The 15,454-nt window shown below is 43.7% G+C and carries 15 protein-coding genes; 8 read left to right on the top strand and 7 right to left on the bottom strand.

What is annotated here, in order from left to right:
* The first annotated feature begins 12 nt into the window (after positions 1–12).
* The 7 genes from ACTHQF_RS15530 (at position 13) to ACTHQF_RS15560 (ending at position 7,827) form a co-directional block, all read left to right on the top strand.
* Positions 13–729 carry a phosphoadenylyl-sulfate reductase gene (locus ACTHQF_RS15530; protein ID WP_440431574.1) on the top strand — a complete coding sequence of 239 codons (717 nt, stop codon included), beginning with the start codon at positions 13–15 and terminating at the stop codon, positions 727–729.
* 9 nt (positions 730–738) lie between these two features.
* Positions 739–1,629: a sulfate adenylyltransferase subunit CysD gene (cysD, locus tag ACTHQF_RS15535; RefSeq protein WP_440431575.1), complete on the top strand. Its 891-nt coding sequence runs from the start codon at positions 739–741 to the stop codon at positions 1,627–1,629.
* Positions 1,629–2,879: a sulfate adenylyltransferase subunit 1 gene (locus ACTHQF_RS15540; RefSeq protein WP_440431577.1), complete on the top strand. Its 1,251-nt coding sequence runs from the start codon at positions 1,629–1,631 to the stop codon at positions 2,877–2,879. The genes cysD and ACTHQF_RS15540 overlap by 1 nt, the downstream gene beginning before the upstream one ends.
* Positions 2,880–2,974: 95 nt before the next feature.
* On the top strand, positions 2,975–5,266 hold the full coding sequence (locus tag ACTHQF_RS15545) for a GH92 family glycosyl hydrolase (protein ID WP_440431579.1): 2,292 nt from the start codon (positions 2,975–2,977) through the stop codon (positions 5,264–5,266).
* 6 nt (positions 5,267–5,272) lie between these two features.
* Complete coding sequence (locus ACTHQF_RS15550; RefSeq protein WP_440431581.1) at positions 5,273–6,580, top strand: M28 family metallopeptidase; 1,308 nt, start codon at positions 5,273–5,275, stop codon at positions 6,578–6,580.
* Between the two features lie 59 nt (positions 6,581–6,639).
* Entirely contained in the window at positions 6,640–7,482 is an 843-nt protein-coding gene (locus tag ACTHQF_RS15555; RefSeq protein WP_440431584.1) for a transporter, read from the top strand.
* 15 nt (positions 7,483–7,497) lie between these two features.
* Positions 7,498–7,827 carry a hypothetical protein gene (locus tag ACTHQF_RS15560; protein ID WP_440431586.1) on the top strand — a complete coding sequence of 110 codons (330 nt, stop codon included), beginning with the start codon at positions 7,498–7,500 and terminating at the stop codon, positions 7,825–7,827.
* Between the two features lie 147 nt (positions 7,828–7,974).
* Here ACTHQF_RS15560 and ACTHQF_RS15565 read toward each other — a convergent pair whose 3' ends face one another.
* A complete protein-coding gene (locus tag ACTHQF_RS15565) occupies positions 7,975–8,379 on the bottom strand; it encodes a VOC family protein (RefSeq protein ID WP_440431588.1) in 405 nt (134 codons plus the stop codon).
* Between the two features lie 385 nt (positions 8,380–8,764).
* On the opposite strand from ACTHQF_RS15565, the gene ACTHQF_RS15570 reads away from it, so the two are divergent.
* Entirely contained in the window at positions 8,765–11,140 is a 2,376-nt protein-coding gene (locus ACTHQF_RS15570) for an ABC transporter permease (protein ID WP_440431590.1), read from the top strand.
* Between the two features lie 2 nt (positions 11,141–11,142).
* Here ACTHQF_RS15570 and ACTHQF_RS15575 read toward each other — a convergent pair whose 3' ends face one another.
* From ACTHQF_RS15575 to ACTHQF_RS15600, 6 genes are all read right to left on the bottom strand, one after another.
* Positions 11,143–11,631 (bottom strand): cupin domain-containing protein, encoded by a 489-nt coding sequence (locus ACTHQF_RS15575; protein ID WP_440431591.1) that lies wholly within the window; start codon positions 11,629–11,631, stop codon positions 11,143–11,145.
* Between the two features lie 17 nt (positions 11,632–11,648).
* Entirely contained in the window at positions 11,649–12,221 is a 573-nt protein-coding gene (locus tag ACTHQF_RS15580) for a DapH/DapD/GlmU-related protein (protein ID WP_440431593.1), read from the bottom strand.
* A 147-nt stretch (positions 12,222–12,368) separates the two neighbouring features.
* Positions 12,369–12,692 carry a hypothetical protein gene (locus ACTHQF_RS15585; RefSeq protein ID WP_440431595.1) on the bottom strand — a complete coding sequence of 108 codons (324 nt, stop codon included), beginning with the start codon at positions 12,690–12,692 and terminating at the stop codon, positions 12,369–12,371.
* Positions 12,693–13,003: 311 nt separating this feature from the next.
* Positions 13,004–13,354 (bottom strand): DUF4180 domain-containing protein, encoded by a 351-nt coding sequence (locus ACTHQF_RS15590; RefSeq protein WP_440431596.1) that lies wholly within the window; start codon positions 13,352–13,354, stop codon positions 13,004–13,006.
* Complete coding sequence (locus tag ACTHQF_RS15595) at positions 13,344–13,820, bottom strand: N-acetyltransferase family protein (RefSeq protein ID WP_440431598.1); 477 nt, start codon at positions 13,818–13,820, stop codon at positions 13,344–13,346. The genes ACTHQF_RS15590 and ACTHQF_RS15595 overlap by 11 nt, the downstream gene beginning before the upstream one ends.
* 137 nt (positions 13,821–13,957) lie before the next feature.
* Entirely contained in the window at positions 13,958–15,445 is a 1,488-nt protein-coding gene (locus ACTHQF_RS15600; RefSeq protein ID WP_440431600.1) for a RagB/SusD family nutrient uptake outer membrane protein, read from the bottom strand.
* Positions 15,446–15,454 lie beyond the last annotated feature (9 nt).

Here is a 15,454-nt window from a genome sequence, read left to right on the forward strand (position 1 = left end):
AAGCATTTTAAAATGGATTTTTCAACAAGACTAAAAGACAAAATACTAAACGCAACGCCTGTAGAGACCTTGCAGGCTATTGCTGCGGCCTACCCTGGTAAGGTCGTGTTTTCAACCAGCTTTGGCTGGGAAGATCAGGTGATCACCGATATGATCTTCCGGAATAACATTCCAATAGAGGTTTTTACGCTGGAGACGGGCCGGCTGTTTACAGAAACCTACTATGTGTGGAACCGTACCCTGGAGATGTATCAAAAGCCTATTCTGGCCTACTATCCTAATCAGGAACTGCTGGAGGATATGGTGAGCAAAAAAGGGCCAAACAGCTTTTATGAATCTGTAGAGAACCGTAAGCAATGCTGCGGCATTCGTAAACTGGAGCCATTAAAACGCGCTTTGTCGGGGAATGAGGTTTGGATCACAGGCATCCGGGCAGAACAGTCACTAAACCGGCATGACATGAGCGCCATAGAATGGGATGAGCAGAACCAGCTCATCAAATATCACCCCATCTTCAGCTGGTCGCTGGAGGAGGTAAAAACTTATATCAAAGAAAATAACATTCCGTATAACCCTTTGCACGACCGCGGCTTTCCCAGTATTGGTTGTGCACCATGCACGCGTGCGGTACAGCCCGGCGAAGATTTCCGCGCCGGAAGGTGGTGGTGGGAGGATTCCTCCAAAAGAGAATGCGGATTACATACGCACAATGAAGTCGTAGAGAAATAGAGAATAACAATGGATTACTTAGATCATTTAGAAGCTGAAGCGATATACATCTTACGCGAAGTGGCGGGGCAGTTTGAGAAACCTGCCTTACTGTTTTCTGGCGGAAAGGATTCAATTACACTGGTACACCTGGCCCAAAAGGCTTTCAGACCGGGCAAATTCCCCTTTCCACTGGTACATATTGATACCGGACATAATTTTCCTGAAACCATCAGCTACCGTGATGAGATGGTTGAACGGATTAATGAAAAGCTGATCGTTGGCTATGTTCAGGACTCCATCAACCAAGGTAAGGTCGTAGAGCAACGAGGTAAAAATGCCAGCCGCAATGCCTTGCAAACCGTAACGCTGTTGGATGTGATTGAGAAATATCAGTTTGATGCCTGCATCGGCGGCGCGCGGCGCGATGAGGAGAAAGCACGTGCTAAAGAGCGCATCTTTTCCGTGCGTGATGAATTTGGGCAGTGGGATCCGAAGTTACAGCGCCCTGAGTTGTGGAGCTTGTATAACGGCAAGATCCATAAGGGGGAAAACGTACGTGTGTTCCCAATCAGCAACTGGACGGAGCTCGACGTCTGGAATTATATCAAACGTGAGCAAATACCGCTACCAAGCATTTACTTCTCGCATAAGCGGCAGGTGATCACCCGTAACGGTCAGCTGATGGCTGCTGCAGAATACTTGAATATGGACGAAGAGGATATTATTACTACCAGATCAGTGCGTTTCCGTACGGTTGGGGATATGACCTGCACGGCTGCGGTAGAATCAGAAGCTTACCTGATCGATGATATCATTGAAGAGATCAGCAGCTCGAAAATTAGTGAAAGAGGAGCCCGGATGGACGATAAAGTGTCTGAGGCAGCCATGGAAGACAGAAAAAAAGGAGGATACTTTTAATGGATATTTTAAGATTTATTACTGCAGGAAGTGTAGATGACGGTAAAAGCACCTTAATCGGTCGTTTGTTGTACGACAGTGGCTCCATTCTAGCCGATCAGCTGGAAGCACTTCATTCCTCCAACAGGAAAAATGATGATGGCACCATTGACCTTGCCATCCTTACCGATGGACTGAAAGCGGAGCGCGAACAAGGTATCACGATCGATGTTGCTTACAAGTATTTTCAAACAGATAAAAGGAAGTTCATCATTGCCGATGCACCCGGACATATTCAGTACACCCGGAACATGGTTACCGGAGCATCTAACTCGGAATTGGCAATCATCCTGATCGATGCACGGAACGGGGTTTCAGAGCAGACCATTCGCCACTCTTTCCTGGTTTCACTGCTTGCGCTACCCCATGTGGTGGTCTGCATCAACAAGATGGATATGGTTGATTATAGTGAGGCAGTGTTCAATGACATCAAAAAAGCATATCTGGAGATCGCTGGGAAGCTGAATCTGGAAGAAGTCACCTTTATTCCGGTGAGTGCTTTGAAAGGCGATAACATCGTCAATGAATCGAACGCAATGTCCTGGTACCAGGGTAAAAGTTTGCTGCACCATCTGGAAACGGTTCCGGTTACTGCAAAAGCACCGTTTGAATATGGACGTATGCCCGTGCAGTGGGTCATCCGGCCACAAACGGAAGCGTTGCACGACTACAGAGGATATGCTGGCAGGCTGGTAAGTGGCACTTTCAGAGTCAATGATCAGGTTGTGGTTCAGCCATCCGGTTTTAGTACCAGCATCAGCCGCATTGAGTTTGCAGAACAGCAGTTGGATTCCGCAGAAAAAGGAATGTCGGTGACGTTGCATCTAAAAGATAACATCGATGTAAGCAGGGGCGATATGCTCGTAGCGGCAGGCCGGGAACCTGTAGTCTCCAAGAAGATTGAAGCAGATTTTTGTTGGATGGATTCACGCCCGCTGGATACTTCAGTGATATACCTCGTGCAGCATCATAGTAAGCATACCAAGTGTAAGGTTCAGGAAATCCGTTACAAAGTCAACATCAGCAATCTGGAGAAATATCCTGCAGAAGATTTTAAGCTGAATGATATTGGAAGAGTGGTCATTAAAACCGCGGATCCAATCGCATTTGGCCGTTACGAGGAGAGTCCTTCCAACGGCGGTGCGATTTTGATTGATCCACGGACAAATTTGACGGTAGGCGCTTTGCTATTCCGGCAAGCGGTAGATTAAACATGCTTTGTCACAACATTTCTATAGCTTTCCTGTGAGAAATGCAGCCGATAAAATTATTTTTACGGCATCACAATCAATGTAGAAGACAAAGCATGAAAAAACTATTCGTTGCACTGGCAGTAATCCTGAGTTCAACCGCTGTCCAGGCACAAAAACAACCGTACCAATATGTTAAGCCAATTATTGGTACCGCAAAGATGGGGCACACTTATCCTGGAGCCACCGTCCCTTTTGGTGCTGTTCAGTTGAGTCCGGACACAGATACCTTGTCGTACGAAATGAACGGCAAGTATAATCCAGACATGTACCGCTACTGCGCAGGTTATCAGTATGCTGATAAAACCATTGTAGGCTTTTCTCATACGCATTTTAGCGGCACCGGTCATTCGGATCTGGGTGACTTCCTGATCATGCCGACCACTGGAAAACTACAGCTAAACCCAGGCACCGCCGATCATCCGGAGAATGGCTACCGCTCTGCTTTCTCGCATGATAATGAGGTCGCAGAAGCGAACTATTACAAGGTAAAGCTGGATGATCATAACATCGTAGCTGAAATGACCACCAGTCCGCGCGTTGGCTTTCACCAATATACCTTCCCCAAATCAGACCAGTCGCACATCATTCTCGATCTGATGGCCGGTATTTACAACTACGACGATAAGAATGTCTGGACCTACGTGCATGTGGTAAATGATACCCTTGTTACGGGATATCGCCAGACTTCAGGCTGGGCTAGAACCAGAACGGTTTACTTCGCCATGACCTTCTCCAAGCCATTTACGGAATATGGACAGAAGAATTATGACGACAAGCAGGTTTATAGAGGCTTCTGGGGCAAATGGAACCAGACCAAAAACTTCCCGGAAATGGCAGGAAAGCGTATGCGGACTTACTTTGACTTCAAAACCACAGAAGGTGAGCAGGTAAAGATCAAGTTCGCGATCTCTCCGGTAAGCCAGGAAAATGCCTTGCTGAATATGCAGACCGAAATTCCAGGTTGGGATTTCGAAAAGGTGAAGAAGGATGGGCAGCAGAGTTGGAATAAAGAGTTGAACAAAATTGCAGTAAACACCTTGAATGATGATGATAAGGTGAACTTCTATACCGCCATGTATCATACGTTCATCAATCCTACGGTGTACAACGATGTAAACAAAGATTATCGCGGATTAGATCAGAACAACCATAAAGCGGCTGATTTCGACAACTATACCACCTTCTCTTTATGGGACACCTTCAGGGCCTTACATCCATTCTTTAACATCGTACAGCAAAAGCGAAGCGCTGATATGGTGTCATCTATGATGGCCCATTATGATCAGAGCGCATGGAAAATGCTGCCGATCTGGTCGCATTATGCAAATGAGAACTGGTGTATGAGCGGCTACCACAGCGTTTCCGTAGTTGCAGATGCAATCGTGAAAGGCATATACAAAGGTGATCCAAATGCCGCTTTAGCTGCCTGTGTGGCGACTGCTAAAAAGCGCGATTATGAAGGCATAGGCGCATACATGGATCTTGGTTATGTTCCGGCAGATGTCAACGGAACCTCGGTTTCAAACACCCTGGAGTATGCTTACGACGATTGGTGCATTGCTCAGCTTGCAAAGAAATTAAACAACACCGAAGTCTACAACGAATTCATGAAGCGCGCTGAAAACTGGAGGAACGTTTATGATAAGCAGTCAGACTTCATGCGTCCGCGGTTGAAAGATGGTTCCTTCAAGAAAGAATTTGATGTGTTAAGCACCCATGGTCAGGGTTTTATTGAAGGCAACGCCTGGAACTACAGTCTTTATGTGCCACACAATCCGGAGGAGCTGATCAAGCTTCGTGGTGGAAAAGCACGTTTTTCTAAACACCTGGATTCATTGTTTACCATGCACCTGCCGGATGAATTTTTCGCGCATACAGAAGACATCACCAGAGAAGGGATTATTGGCAACTATGTACACGGCAACGAACCTGCACACCATGCAGCTTACCTATACAACTACACCTCAACCCCCTGGAAAACACAGGACCGGGTAAGAATGATCCTGAAGAAAATGTACGGACCAACTGCTGATGGTTTAGGTGGTAATGACGACTGCGGACAAATGAGTGCCTGGTTCATCTTCAGCTCACTTGGATTTTACCCAATGGCGCCTGGTTCAACAACTTATGAACTCGGTAGCCCGGCCGTGGTGAATGCAAGCATCAATCTGGAAAACGGAAAGACCTTCACGGTAAAAACCAGGAACCAAAGCAACAAGAATGTGTATGTTTCCAAAGTGCTCCTGAATGGCAAAGTGCTTGACCGCAGAACATTGAACCATGATGAGATCATGAATGGCGGACAGATTGAGTTCTTCATGTCTGCGAAGCCGACCACGAAATAGACCATTGTGATCAATTTAAAAAGGCACCTGAAAAAGTTTCTGCTTGCAATACCGCTGTGGTGTTGCGGGCAGACACTGCTTGCTCAGGATATAGAATATGCAAGATCGGTCGTGAAAACCCTGGCATCCCCAGCCTATAAAGGCCGGGGATACTTTGGAGATGGTGCAAGAAAAGCATCTGAATTCATTGCAGGGGAGTTTAAGAAAGCTGGGGTGATTCCTTTGAATCAAGGCTCCTATTTTCAGAACTTCAACCTCTCCGTAAACACCTTTCCAGGTAAGGTAGAGGTCTCGCTGGCCGGCAATAAACTGGTCACCGCAAAAGATTATTTAGTTGATGCAAGCAGTCCGGCCTGTTCAGGCAGTTTCCGCGTTTACCCAATACTTCGCGCGGACCTTGAAAATGCCTCCAGGCTCCTGGAAGTATTAAACGAAGTGGGAGATCAATTTCTGTTGGTGGATAACCGGAGCGTTTCAGAGGAAACTGCGGAACAAACATCCGCCATTTCGCAGCACCTGGAAGCGCTGAAGAGCGATCCTTCTTTGAAGTTAAAAGGTCTGATCATTTACAGCAGAAACAAACTCACCTGGACCACGCTTACCGAGCAAGGACCAAGGATGGTGCTGCAGGTAAATAAAGCTGATCTCAACCCGGCTAAATTAACGCGTATTGACATCGATGTGGAGGCCATGCTTATTCCGGAATACCAGACGCGCAACGTGGCAGGCATGATCAAGGGTAGTTCTGGATTAGACTCTACCGTTGTAATTACCGCACACTTCGACCATTTAGGCATGCTTGGAAAGGATGTTTATTTTCCTGGTGCAAACGACAATGCGAGCGGGGTATCCATGATGCTCAGCTTCGTTAAACAGTTTTCTAAAAAGCAGCCTAAGTACAATACGGTGTTTCTTGGTTTTTCTGGGGAAGAAATTGGTATTCTCGGGTCCAAAGCTTTTGTTGAAGATCCGCTAATTGATCTTAAGAAGATTAAATTTCTGGTAAACTTTGATCTTGCAGGCACCGGTGAGGAAGGAATTAAAGTGGTTAATGCAACTATTCACAAAGACAAGTTTCAGCAACTTGTGGCGCTAAATACAGCGAATAAGCTGTTGAAAAAAGTAGAACGGCGGGGCGAGGCATGTAATAGTGATCACTGCTGGTTTCACGAACAAGGCGTGCCTTCATTTTTCATCTATACGCAGGGTGGTATATCCGCCTACCACGATATCTATGATCGTGCCGAGACACTTCCACTAACTGCATTTGTGCCGTTCTTCAATCTAATGAATAGATTTTTTGAGCAGCTATAACGCCAAAACAGACTGCACAAAGCCAAGTAAAACAACTTCAGCAAAGTAGGGTTATTGGAATGATGAAGCATTTCAAGATCCTACTTTGTTCGTTTTTCACCCTTGCCAGCGTTGCCGGCTTTGCCCAACAAGTAAAAACAGGCAAGTACACTTTATTTAATCCGGTTCCCAAAGCGCAGATGCGGGAAATGGCAACGGACCGCCCAGGAATTGCGGAAACACCTAAAACCGTAGATGCGGGTCACGTACAGTATGAAACTGCTCTATTCAGTTATGGCATTGAACGTGCAGAAGGTGTAAAAACAAAAACATTTACCTTCAATGCGCTTGACTTTCATGTAGGTCTTACCAGTTCGACAGCACTGCAATTAATGCTAAATACTTATACGATTGAAAATGCGCAGGAGCAGCGTACAGCCAAAAAATCGAGAGATGCAGGGATTGGCGATCTAACATTCCGATTAAAACAGAACTTTCGCGGCAATGACGCTGAAAATTTCTCCATTGCCTTGTTGCCATACTTTACATTACCGACCGCAAAAAATGCCAATAACAACAAGGTAGAAGCAGGGATTCTGTTGCCTATGGAACTTAAGCTACCTGCAGATTGGACGCTCGGTTTACAGCTTGAAATCGATCGCCTGAAAGACAAAGACAAGAATGCCCTTCATACGGAGGTATTGCAGGCAATTAGTCTTAGTCACCCTGTAATTAAAGATCTTGATGGTATTGCTGAAACTTACCAGACCTATGAATTTAAGAAGCACCAGTGGACAAATTTCGTGAATGCAGCGTTGCAGTATGCGGTAAATTCAAACTGCAAGTTTGATGCAGGTTTAAGCTATGGTTTGCAACATGATGCACAACGATCCTTCTTTTTAGGGCTTGCTTATCGTCTATAATACTATATTGCTGCTATGAAGTACTGGGCTATTACTTTTTCGAAGCTACCTGCAGATGCGATGGCATTATATCCTTTCATGATCTTTAAAAAGCAGGTACTCCAAAGTAGTCAGGTGATTGTCAATCATGAAAAGGTGCATTTCAGACAGCAGCAGGAATTGCTGATCATCTTCTTTTATCCACTTTATTTCCTGCACTATCTGATCAATCTGGTTAAATATCGAAATCATTACAGCGCTTATCGTCAGATTTGTTTCGAGAAGGAAGCTTATTCCAATGAAGGTGACTTTGAATATTTGAAGCACAGAAAGCCCTATGCATGGTTGAAGTATTTGAGAGAATAAGCTACTTTCACAGGTCAGAAAAAATCATTTCCATAGCTATATAATTTCTCAACTTATCTCATTAATAATGCAATCTATTAATGAGATAAATTGAGCTGGCTGTACTTCAAGCCGGAGTACAACTACACCGCATCATATGTTATTTTCTTAGTTTTTGGATCTCTTGATTGCTTCCTCAGTAAGGGGGCTGAAGAAATTCACAAGGTTTCCATCCGGGTCACGAAACAACAGGGATTTATTTCCCCAAGGCATCAACGTCGGCTCTTGGATAAGGTAAGTTTTTAGAAAGTCACCGAGCCTTCTGTACACATCATCTACATCTTGCACCCTAAATTCTATGATTGCTGTTCGGTTTTGGGCCGCTTTTGCGACTTCCTCGGCTCCGAAAAACTGTAAGGTTTTAGTACTTCCGATTGCCAGAGTCACGGAGTTGGTTTGCAATTCGGCAAAATCATCCGTGTATTGCAAAGCGCTCATTGCAGTTACTTGCTCATAAAAATTTACCAGCCCTTTGACATCTTCTGTAATAATTCTAATCGAAACGAGATTCATAATCCTAATTTTTGTTTGTTAATATAATGACCATTGCGAGTACAAAGATTAGATTGGGTTATGACAACAGTATGTCAGGAGTACTGAACCTTTTTTCTTTCATCTGAATATTTTGGAAGGATCAGTTTGTATGGCTAAAACTTAAATTAGATGTCTTAACCATAACAGCCGATCGCGGCTTCGCATCCTACCTTGCTGATGGGAACACGCTTTTGAATGAGTGATGCATACAATTCGCTTGATATGAACCTGTTTTTCGTTCATATATGAACATCAGCACTGTTCAATTTCGAACAGCTGTATGAAGAAGTATCCCTCAAAGGTCATTCAACACCGCTATTTGCAATGGCACATGCTTTGGTCCCCCACAAGAAAGCCAATCGTCATGTTACAGCATCATTTTTTATTATTCTACAGGAACTTTAAAAAACATCGAAGCTCATTTTTCATCAACTTGATTGGACTATCTGCCGGACTGTCTTGTTCAATCCTGATTTACTTGTGGGTAGTTGATGAAACCCGCATGGATAGATTTCATGAAAAAGCTGCGCAGCTTTACCAGGTGATGGAAAACAGCGAGACTGCAGCTGCCATCAATACCACTGATGGAACATCAGCGCCACTGGCGGAAGCTCTGAAGAAAGAATTTCCTGAAGTAGAAGATGCTGTAATGGCGTCCCCAACCTACTGGCTCGGGGATTCAAAAATTTCCATCAAGGGCAACAATAACATCAAAGCCAGGGGCAAGTTTGCCGGGCCCGATTTCTTCAAAATATTTTCCTATCCTGTAGTCAGTGGTAATGTTAATCTTATGCTTACAGGATTAAACAAGATTGTCATTTCCGAAAGCCTGGCAATTAAACTTTTTAAATCCACCAATGTACTTGGCAAAGCGCTTACCTGGAGGAACGGAGATGTGGAAAAAGAAAACCATGCACTAATCTCTGGCGTATTCAAAGATACACCTTCAGCCTCTTCTGATCAGTTTGATTTTCTGGTAACACAAGAGCTCTTCTTGCAAACTGCTCCGAATTATCTTAAATGGGGCAATGTAGGACCCAATACCTTTATCGTCCTGAAAAAAGGAACCGATGTAAATGCATTCAACCATAAGATTAAAGATTTTATGCTAACAAAAGGACAACAGCATAGAACGTTATTCATCAGGCCCTTCGCCGACGGCTATCTATACAATAGTTATGAAAACGGCAAGTTAACCGGTGGAAGAATTGAGTACGTGAGGCTCTTCAGTCTGATTGCGGTCTTTATCCTGGTGATCGCCTGCATCAATTTCATGAACCTTTCCACTGCAAAAGCTTCCAGAAGGATGAAAGAAGTTGGTATCAAGAAAGTAATGGGGGCTCGTAGGGAATCATTAATGATGCAATTCATGGCTGAATCTATGATGCTCACGTTCTTGTCCTTATTTACTGCCCTAGTTGCGGTTGAAATGTTACTTCCCTGGTTCAACAACATCATTGATAAGGAGCTGGCTTTAACCACCAGCTGGACAATGATATGGTCTTTAGTTGGCATTACCATCTGTACAGGGTTAATCTCTGGTAGTTATCCTGCGATTTATCTTTCAAGCTTTAACCCAGCTGATGCTTTGAAGGGGAAATTGAGTCAGACAGCAGCAACACTTTTTACCCGGAAGGGATTGGTTGTTTTTCAATTCACGCTTTCTGTGGTCCTGATTGTCGCAGTCTTCGTAATTTATAAACAAATAGAATACGTCCAATCGAAAAACCTGGGCTTTAACAAAGAAAATGTCTTGTATTTTGAAGCCGATGGGCGGGTAAAGACAAGTGTGAACCAAACCTTATCCATGATCAAAAAAATTCCTGGGGTGGTTAATGCCTCTAGCATGGACAGAAATTTCCTTGGGGACCTAAGCTTCACCTTTGGTGACTTTTCCTGGGAAGGCAGGGATCCTGAAGAAGTGGTTAAATTTCAACGAGCACAGGTAAATGCAGACTTAATAGAAACGCTGGGCATTGAAATGGCGGAGGGGAGAAGTTTTTCCACAAAATTCGGTTCCGATACTTCTAAAATGATCATAAACGAAGCGGGCATCAGGGCTATGCGTTTAAGAAATCCAATAGGGAAGATCTTTACGTTGTGGGGGAAAGAATACCAGATCATTGGAGTTGTTAAAGACTTCCATTTTGAGTCACTTCATGTTGCTGTTCAGCCAATGTTCTTCAGGTTCAAACCGGAGCAGACCAATAGAATTATGGTAAAGATCAGAGCAGGTAAAGAACAATCTGCCATTTCCGCGCTTCAGCATTTTTACGAGCAATACAATCCAGGATATGCCTTGGACTACAAATTTTTAGATCAGGATTACCAGGCCCAGTATGTTTCAGAAAATAGGGTAGGCTTACTCTCCAGGTATTTTGCGGTGCTGGCGATTCTGATCTCTTGTTTAGGGCTATTTGGCCTTGCCGCATTTACTGCTGAGCGGAAACTCAAGGAAATCGGCATCAGGAAGGTCTTGGGGGCAAGTGAATTAAATATCATTTACACCCTGTCTAAAGATTTTACGATTCCCGTGGTGGTGGCGATTGTTATTGCGCTTCCGATCAGCTATGTGCTGACCACCTATTGGCTGAATTCTTTTGCCTATCGAATTGATCTGCAATTGTGGTATTTCGTTTCGGCAGGGGTCCTGGCATTAATCATCTCCTGGATCACGGTAAGCATGCAAGCCATAAAGGCGGCACATGTCGACCCCATAAAATGCTTAAAACAGGAATAACCTTAATGGTTTCCTCCACGATATTCTTCATCTGTCACTTTGTGCAGCCAGGTTACAATACCCTTTTCTGTTTTCGGAAGAATATACATTTGCATCATGCCCGAATCAAAACCTGCACCATGCCAGTGTTCTACATTGGGTGGACATTGCACGACATCACCTTTTTTAAGTGTTTGTTTAGGTTGTCCTTTAATCTGGTGGTAGCCGACCCCATCTGTAATGATCAGGATCTGTCCAGCAGGATGTCTATGCCAGTTACTTCTTGCGCCCGCTTCGAAATAAACATTTCCGATAACGGTGTTATAAACACTGTCATTAGCTACAATGCCGATGTTCCATGCCTTTCCCGTAAAGTTCTCAGCTGGTCCTAACTCACCTTTTGGAAATATGAAATTAAGCTCATTTTTGGGCTGTTTGCTGTTGGTCTGCCCTATACAACTAGTGCTAAACGCTGCCAACAGGGTGATGGTCGTTATTAGTAATGATTTCATCTGAGTTGGTTTAGCTGCTATATGGTTTTGATAATTCTTGCGGGTACTCCTGCCACAATGCTATTTGCGGGAACATCTTTGGATACTACAGCTCCTGCAGCTACCACGGCGTTTTCACCCACGGTTACCCCCGGCAATATTGTAGCTGCGGCCCCAATCCATGCATTTCGTTTAATTAAAATTGGCTTGGTAGTCAATGCACTTCTGTCGCTTGGATCTAAGGGATGATTTTCGGTGATGAGATTTACCTTAGGACCAATCAGAACATGATCCTCGATCGTAATGCCCCCCATATCAAGAAAAGAACACGCATGATTGATAAATACGTTTTTTCCTAAGGTGATGAATACCCCGAAGTTTGTATACAATGGACCAAAAATCGTAGTGCTTTCATCTATGTTTGAACCAATGATATCCGAAAGGATCTCCCGGACAGCATTGGCGTTCGTAGCTGTATTCATCAATTGTGAGAGCCGAATGGTTCTATTTACAATTTCATAAATTTTGGCATATTCTGGATCGTTCAGCCGGATAGGTTCACCTGACCTTAATCGATCTAGAATCCCTTTCTGATTTGATGTTGTGGACATAGGCTGTAATTTGCCACAATATAATATATTTAACAGGAAGACACTGCTGTAAGTGGCTTTAGCTTATACATGATTTTAGCATACCAGTTTGGTTTAGATTGGATTGGGAAATAACCCAATAGACCTACTACATCACATGATTTACATTTATTCTTGCAAAGCCTGATCTTTTTTGAATTGCTCGAAAGAACGTTTGATATAGGCCAGCAGATCGTAATCCGACCATGCAGCCAGTTGTTCCGCCTTCGGGCGGAAGACGACTTTAAACTGCTCAAGTTCGATATCGCTCATATCTGGTAAAACAGACTTGATAATGTTGTCATTAAACCTTCGCGAAACCTCCGTGTATTCAATCTCTCGTTTCGCAAATTTCTGAAGGCTTCTTGCTCTTTTAGCATCTTTGCTAAACAACTCGTAAAAAAAAGTTACCGGACTACCACCAAAGGGTGAAAGCAACTGTGTTTGTACCACTTTCAAATACTACCCCTCGTACGCTGTTCACATGTTGAGCCTGGCAATTATCGGCTGTTATTGGCTGAACCATCATGAAAACTATTAAAAAACTTGTCCACAGCTTCATACGACTATATGTTATGAAATATAAATGATCTTTATACGCCTATACATTCGAATCTACATTTCCCTTTTTACTGGGGAGAAAGTTTAACAATTTTTAACCCTGCAAATACACGGATAGGGCTTGATCGGATATCATGTACATTGTTGGTGCTCCACATGATGAAAACGGAAAATTTATCGAGATGAGTTCAACGCTCCCCAGATCAATTCGCTAGTGTTTCAGCTCTGGAACTAACAAAGTTTACATGCTTGCCTTTATTACTTTCATAAACAAAGTCCTTGAAGCTTTTGGAAGTAAATGCTGTAAATTCACCAATAATAAACAGCTGTACCCGGTAGTTTGAAAACTTTTGGAGGATCTCACCCGCCATGCCAGTTTTTAGATTAAAGAACTCAGGCACTAGATGTTCTTCATACAAGATTACCATGTCAAAGCCTTGATAATATAAATCGCCAAGCAGGTTTATTCCATCTTCAATGTTATTGATTATGGTGTCTTCTGAAATAACCTCTGCAATTTTGGAGTTGTTGATGATATGGCTTTCAACTTTCATAGTTCTCTCTTGAAAATAATTGATTCTTTTTGCGCCAATCGAGATAGCTCAACTCGAACTTGACTTCACCATTTGGATAACCTCCGACGGCAGTCCAGCCTTGAAGCTGGTAGAACTTCGACGCCCTGGTATTCGGAGCGGTGCCCAAAACCACGTTCCCTTTGGTCTTTGTGAAGTACCAGGTGATCATCAGTCTGTGCAACTCTTTGCCAATTCCCATCTCTGCAAATGCTGGATCTACAAACAAGGCCCATACGCTATTTACCTGTAGATCAATGATCGAAAACCCAACAACCTGGCCCTGCACTTCACAAAGCCAGCCTTTTCCCCTTTCGGAGATATAAAGCGCGACATCTTCGTCAGTGACTAATTCTGGTTTGCTAAGTCTATTCTCCTTAACCAAATTTCTTACAATTTGCATCTGCTTGATGTCGGACAGCGTTGCATATCTAAACTTTTTGACCATAACCTAAATATTAGAAAAATATGCGGATTAGCAGAATCTGGTGCCGGACTTTCTGCTTCAAAAAAGAGGCTTGTGGTCGTAGTATAAAAAAAGGGGCGAAACTGTTAGTTTTCGCCCCTTTTTTGTGCTTAGAAAGGTTATTCTCCCACTAATGGATTGGTGTTTCTCTCGTTAACTGGTATAGGGAATGTATAGCGAGGATCGGATACAGCAATAGTTTGTCCGGCAGCACCGATAGCTGGTAATGCTCTGTTCAACCTTGCGAGATCGTTATATCTATGGCCCTCGCCAAGTAGTTCAATTCTGCGTTCCTTTAAGATCGTCTCGGTCAATGCAGTGCCTGCAAGAGCTCCAAATTCGTAGGTAGCATCAGAACGTTTGCGAACAGCATCAAGGAGTGCTCTTGCACGAGCAGGATTACCGCCAGGTGCAGCTTCAGCTTCAGCAACATTAAGTAACACTTCAGCATACCTGATCATAGGCACGAAATCGGTCCAGGGTGAAGGCGTATTATACTTCTTCAGCACTGGTTGGGCAGTTAAACCAGAACCTGTAAATAACGCTGTGAATGCTACTTTACGAGCATCAGTCTCAGGCCAAAGCGGATCTGCATAAATTCCTGGAGTATTCTTATTCAATGGATAAATCAAGTTCGCACCTGAGAAGCTGTTGTAATAATAAGCCAATTGGTTTTGAGTTCCAGGAGCATTTGTTGCGGCCATTGGGAAGGAAAAGATTGATTCCGATACCGTGTACGGCGGTACATATAAGGAAGCAACATTAGTCGCTAAAGCATGGCCGGCACCAACGGTAGTTGAAAATGGTGCTGCCTGAGGAACAATTTTATTGCCTTCTTCTATCACTTTTGCATGGTTCGCCATTGCCAAATACACACGTGTTTTCAGCGCAATCGCAGTGTTTTTATGCGCTCTTGTTGTTTTCGCTAGGGCAGTAGTGTAGGTAGCAGGTAATTGGGCCTCCGCTTCGTCAAGATCTTTAAGGATCTGAGCATAGACTTCTGCCACTGTACTTGAAGCCAAAGCATTATTTGCAAGCGTGGTCTCGGGTATCAATCTAAGTGGAAGTCCCCTTGATGCTCCTCCGTCCAATACGTAAGGTTTAGCGAATATCTGAACAAGTTGGAAGTACACCAGGGCTCTGATAAATTTAGCTTCTCCTAGTGCAGGATCGATAACGGTGGGTGCTAATCCGGCAAGATTTACTGTTAAGCCATCAATCGCTAAGTTGGCACGGTTGATTGTAGAATATCCAACAGACCAAAAACTAGAGATGTAGGAGTTCGTAGCATCGTTAGTTGCCTGAAACACGTCGGCACCTGTTACATTGTTCGGATCTCTTAGTATGTACTCTTCTGCGCGAATGTCATTGTAAATCTGATAACGTCCACCGAAAAGTGATCCACTTTTTGCCGATGAATATAATCCAGTGATTACTTTATCAACACGCTGAGGCGTAGTATAAGCCTCTTCCTGTGGTAGCTCCAGCTCTGGCGCTTCAACCAGAAATTCTTTCTTACAAGAAGAAGCTAGTGCTGTAAGCATGATTGCAACGGCAGCAACTCTTACTGCCGGGAATCTATATTTTATTTTATGAAAAATTTTCATGTTGTATTT

It is taken from the genome of Pedobacter sp. SAFR-022, assembly GCF_051965375.1.
Lineage (GTDB): Bacteria > Bacteroidota > Bacteroidia > Sphingobacteriales > Sphingobacteriaceae > Pedobacter.